This is a genomic window from Halobacterium sp. DL1, from assembly GCA_000230955.3.
GTDB lineage: Archaea > Halobacteriota > Halobacteria > Halobacteriales > Halobacteriaceae > Halobacterium.
Genome location: CP007060.1, coordinates 1,418,280 through 1,433,295, shown reverse-complemented (window position 1 = coordinate 1,433,295; position 15,016 = coordinate 1,418,280). Strand labels below are relative to the sequence as shown.

Sequence of the window (15,016 nt, the reverse complement as noted above, 5' to 3'; positions counted from 1 at the left end):
GAAGGCTGTAACCGATGAGCCGAGACGTCTGCGTCGTCGTCCCCACGATACGCGAGTGGGAGTGCGTGCACTCGTACTTCCGGAACGCCCGCGACCACGGCTTCGACCTCGACCGCCTGTTCGTGGTGCTCGTCACCGAGGAGTTCTGTGACACCGACGGGATGCGAGAGATGCTCGACGACGAGGGCGTCGCCGGCGCCGTCTTCGACGGGTCGGACCGCGAGGAGTGGTTCGACGAACACGGCGTCGCCGACTACAGCCACCTCGTCCCCGCCGCCAGCCACGCCCAGACGTCGTTCGGCCTGCTGTACATGTGGGCCAACGACTTCGACTACGGCGTGTTCGTCGACGACGACACGCTCCCACACGACGAGTGGGACTTCTTCGGAACCCACCTCGACAACCTCCACTACGAGGGCGAGGTCGAAGCGGTGACCTCCGACGAGAACTGGGTGAACGTGCTCTACCAGTCCGACACCGACCTCTACCCGCGGGGCTACCCCTATTCGGCGATGGACGAGGACGTCGACGTCGGCACGACCGAGGTCGACCACGTCGTCGCCTCCCAGGGCCTCTGGACGAACGTCCCTGACCTAGACGCCGTCCGCATCCTGATGGACGGCGACCTGCAGGGACAAGCCCAGACGCGAACCGACTTCGAGGACTTCGAGCGGGACTTCGTCGCGCGCGAGGACGACTACCTCACCGTCTGCTCGATGAACCTGGCGTTCCGCCGCGAGGTCATCCCCGCGTTCTACCAGTTCCCGATGGACGACAACGCGTGGGACGTCGGGCGCTTCGACGACATCTGGAGCGGCGTCCTGCTGAAGCGCGCCGCCGACCTGGTGGGCGGCGACGTCTACAACGGCGCGCCGCTCTGCGAGCACAACAAGGCTCCACGCTCGACGTTCGACGACCTCGCCAACGAGGTTGCGGGCCTCGAACTCAACGAGCACTTCTGGAGAGAGGTCGCCGCCGCGGAGGTCGGCGAGCAGTCGTACGCAGCGGTCGCACGCGCAGTCGGCGAGCGGCTCGCGGAAGGGGACTACGAGGAGTACAACAACGGCGCCTTCCTCAACGAGTGCGGCGAGTACCTGCTGGACTGGGTGGACTGCCTGGACGCGGTCGCCGACCAGCGCGTCGCCGCGACGGCCGACGACTGAGTACGAACCGGTAGCTATAAGAGTTTTAGGCCGACCTAATTCCCCTATGAGCGATGGATTCGGACGCACGCGTCGGCGCTTCCTCGCGGCGACCGGTACGGTAGCTGCGAGCGGTCTCGCGGGCTGTTCTGGACTTCTCGGCGGGAACGGCAGCAGCGGGCAGCCGGGACTCGCGGACTTCCGCGGCTCGGGGCCGCTCGTCTCCAGTCGACCCGCACCCGGCGGCACCTCCATCGAGGACCTCCCGGACCTCGAGGGCAAACTCAACGTCTACCTGGGCGGCGGCGAGGGCGGCCGCTACGAGAACCTCCTCGAACTGTTCAACCGCTACTACGACGGCTTCGAGGCGACCTGGAGCGTCCAGCCCTCCTCACAGCTCGCCAAGCAGATCGAACAGGAACACGAGAACGACACCGTCCGGGCGGACGTGTTCTGGTCGGTCGACGCCGGGTCGCTGGCCTACGTCGCGGACGCCGGTGCGACGACGCAGCTCTCCTCCGAGGCGCTCTCGCCGGTCCCGGACGCGTTCAAGACTGGCCAGTGGGTCGGCGTCGCAGGACGCGCACGCGCTATTCCGTACAACACCGAGCAGTTCGCGGCCTCCGACATCCCGACCGACGTCGCGGCCTTCGCCACCGACGACCGATTCTCGGGCGCGATGGGGTGGGCGCCGACGTACGGCGCGTTCCACTCGTTCGTCACCGCGATGCGCCTCCAGCGCGGCGACGAGGCGACCCGGCAGTGGCTCCAGAACATGGTCGACCAGAACGTCGCCCGCTACGACAACGAGTTCCTGGTCTCCGAATCGGCCGCCAACGGCGAAATCGGAGCCGGGTTCGCGAACCACTACTACGCCATCCGCGTGCTCGCGCGCCGAGAGAACGCACCCCTCGGCCTCGCGTTCACGAAGAACGACGCGGGCGCACTCGTCAACGTCTCCGGCGCGTCCGTCCTCGGCGGCTCGGGCAAGCAGGACCTCGCGAACCTGTTCGTCCGCCACCTGCTCTCCGCGGAGGCCCAGGAGTTCATCGCCACCCGCGGCTTCGCCTACCCGATGATCTCCGGCGTGGAACCGGTCGGCCCGCTCCCGACCATCGACGAACTCGAACCGCCGGAGATCGACCTCCAGAAGCTCTCGAACGTACAGCCCACGCTCTCGATGCTCCGGGACGTCGGCATCCTCTCGTAGATGGCGACCAGCGAGCGCATCGAACGGCTGAAGGCCGCTGCCGCGGGCGACGACGGCGCCAGCGGCCTCGGTCTCGCGCTCGTCGCCGCAGCCGTCGCCGCGCTCGTCTCGCTGCCGCTCGTCGTCCTCTTCGTCCGCGCGTCGAACTACGGGCTCGGCCACCTGCTCGGGCTGTTCACCTACTCGGGCAGCGTCACGACGCTCGTCAACAGCCTCGTGCTCGTCTTCTGGGTGACCCTCGGCTGCGTGCTCGTCGGCGTCCCGCTGGCGGTGTTGACCGTCCAGACCGACCTCCCGGGGCGGCGGTTCTGGACCATCGTCGCCGCGCTCCCGCTCGTCGTCCCCAGCTACATCGGCGCGTTCACGTTCGTCAGCGCGTTCGGCCCCCGGGGTGACCTGGCGGACGCGCTCGCGCCGCTCGGCATCGAACGCATCCCCGCCATCTACGGACTCCACGGCACCGCACTCGTGCTGATTCTGTTCACCTACCCCTACGTCTTCCTCACGACGCGGGCCGCGCTGCTCTCCTTCGACGGCACGCTGGTCGAAGCCGCGCGCACCCTCAACCACTCCCGTTGGGAGGCGTTCAAACGCGTCACCGTCCCCCAGATTCTCCCCGGCGTCACGGCGGGCGCGCTGCTCGCCGCGCTGTACGCACTCTCGGACTTCGGCACGCCATCCATCATGCGCTACCAGGTGTTCACCCAGCAGATATACGTCGCCCAGCAGAGCCTCGGCGTCCCCGAGGGGTTCCCGGCGCTGCTCTCACTACAGCTGCTCGGCGTCGTCGCCGTCGTGCTCGCCCTCGAATCCCGCCTCGGCGGTGACAGCGCGGCGTACATCTCGCGGGGCTCCCGCCAGCCCGGACGCATCGAACTCGGCGCCTGGACGCTGCCCGCGCTCGCGTTCTGTACCGCGGTAGCGGGGCTCGCCCTGGCCGTCCCCCTGGGCGTGCTCGTTCTCTGGCTCGAACAGGCGGGCGCGACCGTCTTCACGTTCGAACCCGGGGTAGCGTGGAACTCCGTGAAGGTTGCCGTGGCCGCCGCGCTCGCCGCCATCCTGCTCGCGCTCCCCGTGGCGGGCTACTCGGCGCGCTCGGACTCCCTCGTCTCGACCGTCGCCGACCGCCTCACGTACGTCGGCTACGCCGTCCCGGGTGTCGTCATCGGGCTCGCGCTCATCTTCTTCTCCACGGAGTACGCCACGTCGCTCTACCAGACGCTCCCGCTGCTCGTATTCGCCTACGTCGTGCGCTTCCTCCCGCAGGCCGTCGGTACCGTGCGCTCGTCGGTGCTCCAGGTGGACCCGAAGCTGACGGAGGCCGCGCGCACGCTCGGCCGCTCGTCGACGGCTGCGTTCCGCGAGGTGACGCTGCCGCTCATCGCGCCAGGCGTCGCGGCGGGCGCCGCGCTCGTCTTCCTCACGACGATGAAGGAGCTCCCGGCGACGCTGATGCTCAGTCCGTTAGGCTTTGAAACCCTGGTCTCCTACATCTGGCTCGTCAGAGGAGCGGGCTCGTACGGCGCGGCCGCGGTGCCCGCGCTCGTCCTCGTGGGCGTGTCGGCGCTCTCGATGGTCGTCATCCTCGCACAGGAACGATACAATGGCTGACCCAGACGTCACGACGGAGACGGCGACGGAACCCGGAGACAGCGACGCGAAGGCCGAGCCGGACGAACCAGAGACGGTGCTGGAACTCGACGGCGTCACGAAGGAGTACGGGACGGAGACGGCGGTCACCGACCTCACGCTCACCGTGCGCGACGGCGAACTCCTCACGCTGCTCGGTCCCTCCGGCTGCGGGAAGACCACGACGCTGCGTCTGCTCGCTGGCCTCGAACGCCCGACCGAGGGCACCATCTCGCTGTCCGGTGACACCGTCGCCGGCCCCGGGACGTTCGAGGACGCCGAGACCCGCGGCGTCGGCATCGTCTTCCAGGACTTCGCGCTGTTCCCCCACCTCTCGGTCCGGGAGAACGTCGCGTTCGGGCTGACCGACCTCGACGACGAGGCCACCGCGGAGCGCGTCGACGCCCTCCTCGAACTCGTCGACATGCCCGGAATGGGCGAACGCTCGCCCGACCAGCTCTCCGGCGGGCAACAGCAGCGTGTGGCGCTCGCCCGGAGCCTCGCGCCCGAACCCGACATCCTCCTGCTCGACGAACCGTTCTCGAACCTCGACGTGCGACTCCGTGTCGAGATGCGCGAGGAGGTCCGGCGTATCCTCAAGGAGGCGGGCGTCACCGCTGTCTCGGTCACCCACGACCAGGAGGAGGCGCTCTCGATTTCGGACCGCGTCGCTGTGCTCAACGACGGCCGCCTCGAGCAGGTCGGCGACCCCGAGTCCGTCTTCGAACACCCCGAGTCGCGGTTCGTCGCCTCTTTCCTCGGCCAGGCCGGCTTCCTCTCCGGGCGCGTCGGCGAGCAGACCGTCGACACACGCATCGGTTCCTACGACCGCGGGCTCCTGAAGGGGCTCTCCGACGGCTACACGGGCGCGATGGTCGACGTGCTCGTGCGCCCCGACGACCTGCGCGCCGTTCCCGCCAACGAGGCGAACGCGAACGGCGTCATCGTCCAGCGCCAGTACACCGGCCCCTCGTTCATCTACCACGTCGAACTCGACAACGGCGACGTGGTGCGCTGCCTCCACAACCACGCCGAAGACATGGACGTCGGCGAACCCGTGACGGTCGATCTGGTGTCGGACCACTCGCTGGCCTGGTACCCGACCCGATAATGGACGACCAGCGCGTGCGCGGGGCCATCGATCGCCTCCCCCTCGCACCGCTCGCGCTCGCCGGCGTCGCCGCAGTCGTCGCGTTCGCCGTCTCCGTCCACCTCTTCCCGTACCACTCTACGAACCACGACGAGGCGGTCTACCTCCAGCAGGCCGCGATGCTCATCGACGGCCAGCTGTTCCTCCGCCCGCCCGTCGAGGACGCGTTCCGGCCGTGGTTCTTCGTCGACTCGGCGAGCGGCCTCTACCCCAAGTACGCGCCGCCGACCGCCGCGGTCTTCGCGCTCGGCGAACTCGCGGGGTCGTTCCGCTACGCGCTACCCGCCGTCGCCGCCGCCACCGTCGCCCTGCTCTACGGCGTCGTTCGGGAGGTATTCGACCACCGGACCGGCGTGGTGGCCGGCGTCGCCCTGCTCTGCTCCCCGCTGTTCCTCGTGCAGTCCGGTCTCTTCCTCCCGTACGCGCCGACGACGATGCTGAACCTCACGTTCGCGCTCGCGTACTTCCGCGCCGAGCGCACCGGGAGCCCACGATGGGCTGCGATCGCGGGCGCGGCGACCGGACTCGCGTTCTTCACGCGACCGTACACGGCTGTACTGTTCGCCGCCCCGTTCGTCGCGCACGCCGTCTGGACGCTGCTGCCCGCGCTCCGCGACCGCTCGACGGGCCCGGTCGTCCGGCGCCGCAGCGCTACCGCGGCCGTCGGCCTCCTCGGCGTCGCCGTCACGCTCGCGTACAACGCCGTCGTCACGGGGTCGCCGCTGCTGTTCCCGTACCAGGCGTTCGCGCCCCTCGACGGCCTCGGGTTCGGCCGCCGCGCGATTCTCGGCTACGAACTGACGTACACCCCCGGGCTCGCCGTGCGCTCGAACGCCGAGGTGGTCGGGGAGTTCCTCACGACGTGGGGGCCGTTCGGCGCGCTCGGCACCCTACTTGCGGCTGTCGGCGTCTACGCGACCCACCACCGTGGCTGGGACTGGCGCCCGGCAGTCCTCGGAGGGTCGGCCGTCAGCGTCGTCGCGGGGAACCTCCTCTTCTGGGGGAACCGCAACGTGCTCGGCGCGCTGGGCGACCCGACCGACGGCCTCGTCTCGACGCTCGGTCCGTACTACCACTTCGACCTGCTCGTGCCGGCGAGCGCGTTCGCGGCAGTCGGGCTGCTGGCCGTCGTGGACGTGGCCCGGCGCTCGGTCCGGAGACGCGTTTCGCCCGGCCGCGCTCGCCCCGCTGCGGTCGCCCTGCTGGTCGTGACGGGAGCGGTACTCGGCGCCGCGACGGCGTCCGTCGCCGGGCCGCAACTCCGGGAGAACGCCGACCTCACGGACCACTACGAGGCCGCCTACGAACCGTTCGAGCCGTCGCCGCCCGCCGACTCGGTGGTGTTCCTCCCCGAGCCGTACGGGGAGTGGCTCAACCACCCGTTCCAGCCGCTGCGCAACGACCCCGGGTTCGACGGGCGGACCGTCTACGCGCTCGAGGAGCGCCAGTTCGCCGTCGTGGACGCCTACCCGGACCGCGAGCTCTACCGGTACGTCTACCGGGGGTCGTGGTCGCCGTACTCGACGCGGCCGGTCACGCCCGACCTCCGGCGCGTGCAGGTGGTTTCGGGGGACGCGCTGCGGACCGGCGTGCGTGTCGGCCTCCCGGAGTGGACGGAGAGCGTCACCCTCACGCTCTCCTCGGGCGACGAGCGGGTCCACCACGCACTCGGGGCGGTGGACGCCGGTGGAAGCGCCGAGTTCGACGTGGTTGTCCGTGACGGACGCGTTCGTCTCGATGGACTGGCTCCGGAGACCGAGGACGCCAGCGTGCCGCTGAACGGGAGCGTGACTGTCGAGGCCCTCGTCGACGGCGGCTACGGCGCGGGCCTCAGCTACCGCGTTCGCCTCCCGGTCGAGGAGACGGCGGACGGCTACCGGGCGCTGACGCCGTATCGAGAGCTCTGCACCGACCTCAGGAACTGCGGCGGCGAGGCGGCCTTCGTCCCAGGGGCTGGACCCGACGGGACGACCCTGAACGCGACGGTACGAGCGGCGTAGAATCGAGTCGCTGGCTTCGCGTCAGTACTTGCTCTGCCGGCTGGAGAGTCGCATCCGGTCGATCCAGCCACTGACCGCGATGAAGACGCCGAGGATGGCGGTCATCCCGAGGAACAGCCAGCCGAACCAGTAGGCGATGGCCGCGAACTGGGCCGTCTGGCTCCCCGTGACGGTCGTCATCGCGATGTACGCCAGCCCGATCCACAGCGCGTAGAAGACCACCGCTTTCCAGACCAGCGGGGTCCAGTCCCCGAGCACGCTGTCGACCACGCCGAGGGCCTGGTCGACGCCGAACCCACCCCCCTCGCGAACATCAGTATCTTCCGTGTCATTTACCATATCTACGCTACGAGGCCAGTACCCAAATAGTATCTGGTGAAATCGGGGATCAGGCCGAGTTATCTGGCAGGAAGTATGCTTCTCGACGCTGTTCGCAGGATTGCTCGTTCGAGAGTTGGGACCGCCTCTGTGACCGTGGAGGAGAGTGCTGCCTCTGACGGATAGGTGTGAGTTACCGACGACCAGACCGGGGCGACTGGTAACAACGGCCTTCCGTCGCGTTCCGGTAGACGACGTATGGAGCCGCCGGAACTCGACGAGGTCGACCGCGGCATCCTCCACATGCTCCAGGCCGACGCCCGGAACAACACCGCGTCGGTCATCGCCGAAGCCGTCGGCGTCGCGCCGAACACGGTCCGGAACCGCATCGAGCGACTGGAGGAGCGCAGCGTCATCCAGGGGTACCACCCGCACATCGACTACGACGCGGCGGGCTTCCAGCTGCGCGTCAAGTTCGTCTGCACGGTGTCCGTCGGCGAACGCGCGGAACACGTGGAGCGGGCAATCGGCATCGACGGCGTCGTGCAGGTCGACGAAATCCACTCCGGAACCGGGAACCTTGTCATCGAGGCGGTGGCCGTCGAAGGCGACGACGTCACGCGCATCGCGGCGGACATCGAGTCGCTCGGACTGGACGTCGAGGTCCAGCAGTTCGTCAAGGACTCCCACGTCCAGCCGTTCGACCACTTCGGGAGCGACGTTACCGAGGACTGACTTGGGACGAAAACCGCAGTACTCCGGTGGAAAGTTGCGCCTTCCCACAACTCAATGGTTGCGCGATTCTGCAGTCGTCGTTGAAATCCTGCACCAACGGCCAGCAACTTTCTGTGAGGCTTATCTACGTCGCAAGCCTGTGGTTCTGTAATGGAATGCAGTAGCATCGAGCGTTCTACCAGCAACGACCTACTCCACAGAATCATCCGGGAAGTCGCAGACCGAAGCGCCGTCGAACCGACAAGTCTCCCGCCGCTGTACGACGTCCTGGACCCCGACGCGTTGACCGCGCTCGTCCAGACGCGCGCCGACAGCCTGACAGTCCAGTTCACGTACGTAGGCTACGAGGTGACCGTGGACAGCGACGGCAAGGTGTCGGTGACCGACGAGGAACGCCGTTCTCGGCCCACGGTCGGCCCCGGGGAGCAGTAGTCCACCGACAGCGGCAGCCGAGCGACGGTGCTGTCGACAGTAGCGGTCATCTTTGACCGGCCCGAGCGGAGCGGCCGAGCGGCACCGCAGGCGACGAACAGGCCAGCTACGACGGGGAGACGGAGCAAACCACGACCTGTGTCGTCTGCGTGGACCCACTCGACGGGGAATCCGACGCAACTGACGGGGAGAATTCATCTACAGTGCGAACCCGCCCTTCGCTGAGGGATTACTCTTGGAGCGCCGGACGAGTGACGGACCCTGCACCGCGCTGACGGGTCGGGCCGACGCGTGCTCGACCACCGGCTCGTTCAGCGAACGCGCTCTTCGAGGCAGACCTTGACGATAGAGCCGAGAATCTCCGCACCACCTTCCAGGGGGTCGAGTTTCGTCTCGCCGAGGCGCTCGTCGTACTCGATGGGAACCTCCAGCACGTCGTAGCCGCGGCAGAGCGGGCGGAGCAGCAGTTCCGCGGAGAGCCCGGTGTTCTGCGTCCAGTGGATGTCCTCGACGACCTCGCGGCGGTAGGCGCGCATCCCCGTGGTCGTGTCGTGGACTCGCTCGCCGACGAGCAGGGACGCCAGCGCGGCGAACGCGGCGTTACCGAGGCGGTTGAACGCGGGCATCTCGTCGGCCCCCCAGTAGAGCCGGTCCCCGCTTACCACGTCGTACCCGCGGTTGACGTAGTCGAGGAACGACGGAATGCGCTCCATCGGGTAGGTGTCGTCGCAGTCGGTAGTGACGACGACGGGCGTCTCGGCTTCGAGCAGCGCGGCCCGGACAGCGACACCGTATCCCTGGGGCTCCTGTTCGACGACTCGGGCGCCGTGTTCCCGCGCGATCTCTGGCGTCCGGTCGCTCGATCCGTCCACGCAGACGACGCTTGCGCGCCCGTCCGTGGCGGACTCGATGTCGTCGAGGACGGCGTCCACGGCCGCCTCCTCGTTGTACGTCCCCATGACGACGGTGACGTCGTCGAGCGTGTAGGGGCCGTCGGTCTCTCTCATCGCCGGTCGCTACTCAGCGCGAGTATTTTAGGCTTGCCAAAACCGTCGGCCCGCACGCAACAAGTGATAAATAGGTCCGCTTCTTTTGTCCGCCAGACCGCGGGACACCGCAAATATGAGCGACGTCGACAACGGGAACACGGACGACGAGGCGGCCACCATTCTCGTCGTCGACGACGAGGAGGGGCTCGCCGACCTCTACGCCATCTGGCTGCGCGACAGCTACACAGTCAGAACTGCGTACAACGGCGAGGAGGCAGTCGATTCCCTCGACGAGCGCGTCGACGCCGTGTTGCTCGACCGGCAGATGCCAGACCTCTCGGGCGACGACGTCCTCGAGACCATCCGGGAGCGCGACCTCGAGTGCCGGGTCGCGATGGTCACCGCCGTCGAACCCGAACTCGACATCATCGACCTCGGGTTCGACGACTACCTCCGCAAACCCGTCGACCGCGACACCCTCCTCGCGACTGTCGAGCGCCTCCTCAGACGCTCGACGTACGACGGCACGGTCCAGCGCTACTTCTCGACGGCGCGCAAGCACGCGCTGCTGGTGGACTCCGGTGACCCCACCGTCACGGAGTCCGACGAGTTCGCTGAGCTACGGTCCAGGCTCGAAGCGCTCCGTGGCGAACTCGACGAGGTTGTCGCGGACTTCGACAACGAGGACTACGAGGTGCTGTTCAGGCGCCTCTCCGACCAGTCCGACGATGAGTGACAACAGCGACCAGCGCAGCGAACTGCTCGCGTACGCCACCGAGGTTGCCAGGGCGGAGCGCGTCGAGACGGTGTACGACGCGATGGCGGACGCCGCGGCGGCCATCTTCGACTTCTCGACGGCGGTCGTGGAGACGGAGAGCGACGGCGTCCTGTCGGTGCGTGCGTGGAGCGGGCGGCGACCGAGCGTGACCGGAATCGACGTCGGCGAGGGCATCGCCGGGGAGGTCTACCAGACGGGCGAGTCGGAGGTGGTGCCCGACGTCGAGGACGACCCCCGCGTCGACGAACTACCAGAAGGGGCTCCCCGGTCGGTCGTGACCGTCCCCATCGGGGACGTCGGCATCTTCCAGGCGGGCATGGACGAACCCGGTAGCCTGGACGAGGAGACCCTCAAACTCGCCGAACTGCTCGCCTCCCACACGTTCCAGGCGGTCCAGCGAATCCGTTCGCGGCAGGACGTCCGCGAGAGCGAGGAGCGCTTCCGGACGCTGTTCGAGCAGGCGGACGACGCGCTCGTGCTCTACGACACCGGCGTCAACGCGCCCGCGACCATCGAGCAGGCGAACGGTGCCGCCGAACGCATCTTCGAGGCGACCGAGTCGGAACTCCGCGATCAGTCACTCGCAGAACTCGTCGAGGCGGACGGCGGCTCACTCGTCCCCACAGGGGGCGACGTGACTCTCGAGACGACGCTCGCAGACCCAGCGGACGACCGCGTTCTGGAGGTCACTGTCAAACCGCTTGACGAGGGAACGAGCGCCGACGCCTTCGCAGTGGTCAGTGACGTGACCGAGCAACACCACCGCGAACGGACGCTCACGGGCCTCCACGACGCCATGCGACGGATGCTCGCCGTGGACACCTCCGGCGAGATAGCGTCGGTCATCGTCGACGTGGCGGAAGACCTGCTCGGGCTGCCGTACGTCGGCGTGTTCTTCGTCTCGGAGGACGGCGACGCGCTCCTGCCGGCGGCCGTCTCCGGACCCGTCGGCGGTGACGAACCGCCGGTGCTCGAGGCCGGCGAGAGCCTCGCGTGGCGGGTGTACGAGAACGGGGAGTCCGAGCGGTTCGACTACGTCCCGGACCACCAGGACGTCCACAACCCGCAGACGCTCATCGAGGAGGAGATCATCCACCCACTCGGGGAGCACGGCGTGCTACTCGTCGGCGCCACCGAGCGGGGGACGCTCAGCCGGACCGACTGCGACCTCGTGCGCGTGCTGGCTGCGAACGGCGAGGCGGCGCTCGACCGGGCTGACCGCGTACAGATGCTCCACCGACGCGAGGCGGAACTGCGCCGCGAGCGCAACCGCCTCGCCGCGCTGTTCGAGAACATTCCGAGCCCGACCGGGAGCTTCTTCGTCGAGGACGGGGAGCCCGTCATCCAGTCGATCAATCCCGCCTTCGAGCGCGTGTTCGGCTACGGCGAGTCCGAACTCGCAAACGAACGGATAGACGAGTACATCGTTCCACCCGACGCCATCACCGAGGCCGAGGTGTACAACCAGAAGCTCAAGGAGGGGGAGAGCGTGAACGTCGAGGTTCGCCGCATCGCCGTGGACGGCCCGCGGGACTTCCTGCTCGACGTGGTGCCGTTCCGCCTGGACAAGCCGAACGTCCACGGCTACGCGATGTACACCGACATCACCGACCGCAAGGAGCGCGAGCGAGAACTGGAGCGCCAGAACGACCGCCTCGAGGAGTTCGCCAGCATCGTCAGCCACGACCTCCGGAACCCGCTGAACGTCGCGCGGGGCTACGTCGAACTCGCCGAACAGACCGGGGACGACGAGCACTTCGAGCGGGCGGACACCGCGCTCGAACGGATGCACGACATCATCGAGAGCGTGCTCACCCTCGCCAGGACGGGGCGCAGCCTCGACGAGACGGTCGACGTGTCGCTGTCGACGGCCGCCCAGCAGGCGTGGCGGAACGTGGAGACCGACGGTGCAGCCCTGGAGGTAACCGGCGACGCGACGCTCCTCGCGGACCCCTCGCGGTTCGGGTCGCTACTGGAGAACCTCTTCGGGAACTCCGTGGAGCACGCTGGCCCGAGTGTCACGGTGAGAGTCGGCACGACCGAGGACGGCTTCTTCGCCTCGGACGACGGCCCCGGCATCCCGCTGGACCACCGCGACAGCGTCCTGAAGTCCGGGGAGACACACAGCGAGGACGGCACCGGGTTCGGCCTCGCCATCGTGAAGAGCATCGCCGAGGCCCACGGCTGGACGATGTCGGTGACCGACGGGGAGGATGGCGGCGCGCGCTTCGAGTTCACGACGAGCGAGTAGACGTCCGCGTAACCGGCCTCAGGTGACGGAGTCCGCCTCGGCGGCGTAGTCGGCGTGTGCGTCCTCTTCGAGCACCACGCGGAGTTCGTCGACTGCCTGCCACACGTCCTCGTAGCCGACGAAGTACGGCGACGGCGCGACCCGGACGACGTTCGGCGGCCGGTAATCGACGACCACGCCGCGGTCCCGGAGCGCGCGACTGAGCGCCCCGGCTTCGGGGTGTTCGACCGCGACGTGGCCGCCGCGTCGGTCGGCCTCGCGGGGACTACCGACCGTACATTCCGGGAGGTGCTCGTCGACGAGGCTGATGAGGTATCGAGTGAGCGACACCGAGTGCGCGCGGAGTTCGTCGATGCCCGCCGCCTCCACGACGTCGAGCGTACCGAACAGCGGCGCGGCCGAGAACACCGGCACCGTGCCTATCTGCCACGCGCTCGCGTCCGGGGCGGGCGTGAACTCCGGGCGCAGGTCGAACTGCGTCGCCGACTCGTGACCCCACCAGCCGGGGAGCGCAGGGTCGAGGTCGAAGTGGTCCTCGTGAACGTAGAGACCCGCGATGGCGCCCGGTCCCGCGTTGAGATACTTGTAGCTACACCACACCGCGAAGTCCACGCCGTCGAAGTGGAGGTCGTGGGGGACGACGCCGACGGAGTGAGCGAGGTCGAACCCCGCGAACGCGTCGTGCTCGTGGGCGACGTCGGTGACGGCTTCGAGGTCGAACAGCTGACCGCTCCGGTAGAGCACGGAGGGCATGAACACGATAGCGGTGTCGTCGTCGACAGCCGCCTCGATAGCGTCCGTCTCGATTGTCCGCCCGTCGTCGCTCTCGACGGCCACGAGGTTCTCCACTGGGTCGAGGCCACGCGCCTCCAGCTGTGCGCGGATGGCATAGTGATCGGTCGGGAAGTCGAGTTCGTTGACCACGACGCGCGTGCCGTCGGCGGCGTCGAGGAACGTTCCGACGAGCGCGTGGATGTTCACCGTCGTGGAGTTCGCCGCGACGCACTCCGAGGGTTTGGCGCCGACGACGTCCGCGAGTCGGTCGCCGAGTCGCTCGCCGTAGTCGAACCACGGCGGGTCGGCCTCCGTCCACGCCTCGATACCGAGTTCCCGCCACTGGTCGACGGCGCGCTCGAGGGCCACCGCGGCGTCCTCGCCGTGGACCCCGAGGCTGTTACCGTCCATGTACACCGTCCCCTCGGGCGTCGAGAACCGCTCGCGGAGCCCCGTCAGCGAGGACTCGGCGTCGCGCATCCGGGCCGCGGACCGCGACGCGTCGAACTCGTCCATACCCCACCGTGTGACGCCAGCGACGAGAACGTTCCGAACGTTTTCGGTTGCGGGGTGAGATGGACAGCCGTGAGCGAACTCGACCCGGAACTGGCGGCGGTCGTCGAGCGGGTTCGCGTTGCCGGCGTCCCGGAGTGGCACGAACTCTCCGTCCCGGCCGCGCGCCGCGTGGAGGACGAGGTGTTCACCGCCAAAAACCCGCGAGAGGTCGCGTTCGCCCGTGACCTCGCGTTCGACGGCCCCGCGGGCGAGGTGCCCGTCCGCGTCTACCACGACGACCCAGAGCGACCAGCACCCGTCGTCGTCTTCTACCACGGCGGCGGGTGGACACTCGGGACGCTGGACTCCATCGGCGGCGTCTGCCGGGAACTCGCCGCCCGCGCGGACTGCGTCGTCGTCAGCGTCGACTACCGCCTCGCGCCCGAACACCCGTTCCCAGCGGGCCTCGACGACGCTTACGCCGCACTGGAGTGGACCGTCGACAACGCGGCCGCGTTCGGTGGTGACCCGGACAGCGTCGCCGTCGCGGGGACGAGCGCGGGCGGCAACCTCGCGGCCGCCGTCGCGCTTCGCGCACGGGCGTTCGACGGACCCGACCTCGCCCACCAGGCGCTGCTCTACCCGATGACTGACCGGAACACGAGCCGGAAGTCCTACCGAGAGCACGGAGATGGCCCGCTGCTCACCCGCGCTGACGTCGAGTGGTTCTGGGCCCAGTACTGCCGGAGTCCCGTCGACGCCGCGAACCCGTACGCGAGCGTCCTGCGCGCCCCCGACCACGGCGACCTGCCGCCAGCGACAGTCGTCACCGCCGGACACGACCCGCTCCGGGACGAGGGAGAGGCGTACGCCTCCGCCCTCGACGCCGGCGGGACACCGGTCGAGCACCACCACTACCCGTCGATGGCCCACGGATTCCTCAGCCTCACCGACGACGTCGCCGCCGCGGACGACGCGATGGACCGCCTCGCAGCCCGCCTCGGCTGAGTGACAGTGCGTCGAAGGCCGATTCATGTCGGAGATTCAACCCCGACGTTATCGGAGGAAAGAACGCCACACAAGATTTAATTACCCCATATAGTGACGGCGGAC

General features: G+C 68.6%; 13 protein-coding genes. 10 read left to right on the top strand and 3 right to left on the bottom strand.

The genetic code is table 11. The features are described from left to right. The first annotated feature begins 14 nt into the window (after positions 1-14). Genes HALDL1_08980 through HALDL1_08960 form a run of 5 tightly spaced genes read left to right on the top strand, consistent with a single transcriptional unit; the run spans position 15 to position 7,131 of the window. A complete protein-coding gene (locus HALDL1_08980) occupies positions 15-1,163 on the top strand; it encodes a hypothetical protein (protein AHG03719.1) in 1,149 nt (382 codons plus the stop codon). Positions 1,164-1,209: 46 nt separating this feature from the next. Beyond that, a complete protein-coding gene (locus tag HALDL1_08975; GenBank protein ID AHG03718.1) occupies positions 1,210-2,352 on the top strand; it encodes an iron ABC transporter substrate-binding protein in 1,143 nt (380 codons plus the stop codon). Continuing rightward, on the top strand, positions 2,353-3,963 hold the full coding sequence (locus HALDL1_08970; protein ID AHG03717.1) for an iron ABC transporter permease: 1,611 nt from the start codon (positions 2,353-2,355) through the stop codon (positions 3,961-3,963). Beyond that, positions 3,956-5,092 (top strand): sugar ABC transporter, encoded by a 1,137-nt coding sequence (locus HALDL1_08965; GenBank protein AHG03716.1) that lies wholly within the window; start codon positions 3,956-3,958, stop codon positions 5,090-5,092. The genes HALDL1_08970 and HALDL1_08965 overlap by 8 nt, the downstream gene beginning before the upstream one ends. Next, on the top strand, positions 5,092-7,131 hold the full coding sequence (locus HALDL1_08960; GenBank protein ID AHG03715.1) for a hypothetical protein: 2,040 nt from the start codon (positions 5,092-5,094) through the stop codon (positions 7,129-7,131). The genes HALDL1_08965 and HALDL1_08960 overlap by 1 nt, the downstream gene beginning before the upstream one ends. Positions 7,132-7,152: 21 nt before the next feature. Here HALDL1_08960 and HALDL1_08955 read toward each other — a convergent pair whose 3' ends face one another. Further along, positions 7,153-7,470, bottom strand: a complete 318-nt coding sequence (locus HALDL1_08955) for a hypothetical protein (GenBank protein AHG05258.1) — start codon at positions 7,468-7,470, stop codon at positions 7,153-7,155. A 237-nt stretch (positions 7,471-7,707) separates the two neighbouring features. Between HALDL1_08955 and HALDL1_08950 the strand changes: the two genes are divergently transcribed. Continuing rightward, positions 7,708-8,184: an Lrp/AsnC family transcription regulator gene (locus HALDL1_08950; protein ID AHG03714.1), complete on the top strand. Its 477-nt coding sequence runs from the start codon at positions 7,708-7,710 to the stop codon at positions 8,182-8,184. Between the two features lie 150 nt (positions 8,185-8,334). After that, positions 8,335-8,616 carry a hypothetical protein gene (locus HALDL1_08945; protein AHG03713.1) on the top strand — a complete coding sequence of 94 codons (282 nt, stop codon included), beginning with the start codon at positions 8,335-8,337 and terminating at the stop codon, positions 8,614-8,616. Between the two features lie 311 nt (positions 8,617-8,927). Here HALDL1_08945 and HALDL1_08940 read toward each other — a convergent pair whose 3' ends face one another. Further along, positions 8,928-9,623, bottom strand: a complete 696-nt coding sequence (locus HALDL1_08940; GenBank protein ID AHG03712.1) for a glycosyl transferase family 2 — start codon at positions 9,621-9,623, stop codon at positions 8,928-8,930. Between the two features lie 115 nt (positions 9,624-9,738). On the opposite strand from HALDL1_08940, the gene HALDL1_08935 reads away from it, so the two are divergent. Continuing rightward, the gene (locus HALDL1_08935; GenBank protein ID AHG03711.1) at positions 9,739-10,341 is read left to right on the top strand and encodes a DNA-binding protein; all 603 of its coding nucleotides are present in this window, start codon (positions 9,739-9,741) and stop codon (positions 10,339-10,341) included. Continuing rightward, the gene (locus tag HALDL1_08930) at positions 10,334-12,634 is read left to right on the top strand and encodes a chemotaxis protein CheY (GenBank protein AHG03710.1); all 2,301 of its coding nucleotides are present in this window, start codon (positions 10,334-10,336) and stop codon (positions 12,632-12,634) included. Before HALDL1_08935 ends, HALDL1_08930 begins: the two co-directional genes overlap by 8 nt. An 18-nt stretch (positions 12,635-12,652) precedes the next feature. Here HALDL1_08930 and HALDL1_08925 read toward each other — a convergent pair whose 3' ends face one another. Further along, positions 12,653-13,924 carry an atrazine chlorohydrolase gene (locus HALDL1_08925; protein AHG03709.1) on the bottom strand — a complete coding sequence of 424 codons (1,272 nt, stop codon included), beginning with the start codon at positions 13,922-13,924 and terminating at the stop codon, positions 12,653-12,655. Positions 13,925-13,993: 69 nt separating this feature from the next. On the opposite strand from HALDL1_08925, the gene HALDL1_08920 reads away from it, so the two are divergent. Continuing rightward, the gene (locus tag HALDL1_08920) at positions 13,994-14,911 is read left to right on the top strand and encodes an alpha/beta hydrolase (GenBank protein AHG03708.1); all 918 of its coding nucleotides are present in this window, start codon (positions 13,994-13,996) and stop codon (positions 14,909-14,911) included. Positions 14,912-15,016 lie beyond the last annotated feature (105 nt).

What these genes read in the sequence shown, in the direction of transcription:
- HALDL1_08980 (AHG03719.1), top strand. Translation starts at nt 15, where the DNA reads ATGAGCCGAGACGTCTGCGTCGTCGTCCCCACGATACGCGAGTGGGAG.
- HALDL1_08975 (AHG03718.1), top strand. Translation starts at nt 1,210, where the DNA reads ATGAGCGATGGATTCGGACGCACGCGTCGGCGCTTCCTCGCGGCGACC.
- HALDL1_08970 (AHG03717.1), top strand. Translation starts at nt 2,353, where the DNA reads ATGGCGACCAGCGAGCGCATCGAACGGCTGAAGGCCGCTGCCGCGGGC.
- HALDL1_08965 (AHG03716.1), top strand. Translation starts at nt 3,956, where the DNA reads ATGGCTGACCCAGACGTCACGACGGAGACGGCGACGGAACCCGGAGAC.
- HALDL1_08960 (AHG03715.1), top strand. Translation starts at nt 5,092, where the DNA reads ATGGACGACCAGCGCGTGCGCGGGGCCATCGATCGCCTCCCCCTCGCA.
- HALDL1_08955 (AHG05258.1), bottom strand. Translation starts at nt 7,470, where the DNA reads ATGGTAAATGACACGGAAGATACTGATGTTCGCGAGGGGGGTGGGTTC.
- HALDL1_08950 (AHG03714.1), top strand. Translation starts at nt 7,708, where the DNA reads ATGGAGCCGCCGGAACTCGACGAGGTCGACCGCGGCATCCTCCACATG.
- HALDL1_08945 (AHG03713.1), top strand. Translation starts at nt 8,335, where the DNA reads ATGGAATGCAGTAGCATCGAGCGTTCTACCAGCAACGACCTACTCCAC.
- HALDL1_08940 (AHG03712.1), bottom strand. Translation starts at nt 9,623, where the DNA reads ATGAGAGAGACCGACGGCCCCTACACGCTCGACGACGTCACCGTCGTC.
- HALDL1_08935 (AHG03711.1), top strand. Translation starts at nt 9,739, where the DNA reads ATGAGCGACGTCGACAACGGGAACACGGACGACGAGGCGGCCACCATT.
- HALDL1_08930 (AHG03710.1), top strand. Translation starts at nt 10,334, where the DNA reads ATGAGTGACAACAGCGACCAGCGCAGCGAACTGCTCGCGTACGCCACC.
- HALDL1_08925 (AHG03709.1), bottom strand. Translation starts at nt 13,924, where the DNA reads ATGGACGAGTTCGACGCGTCGCGGTCCGCGGCCCGGATGCGCGACGCC.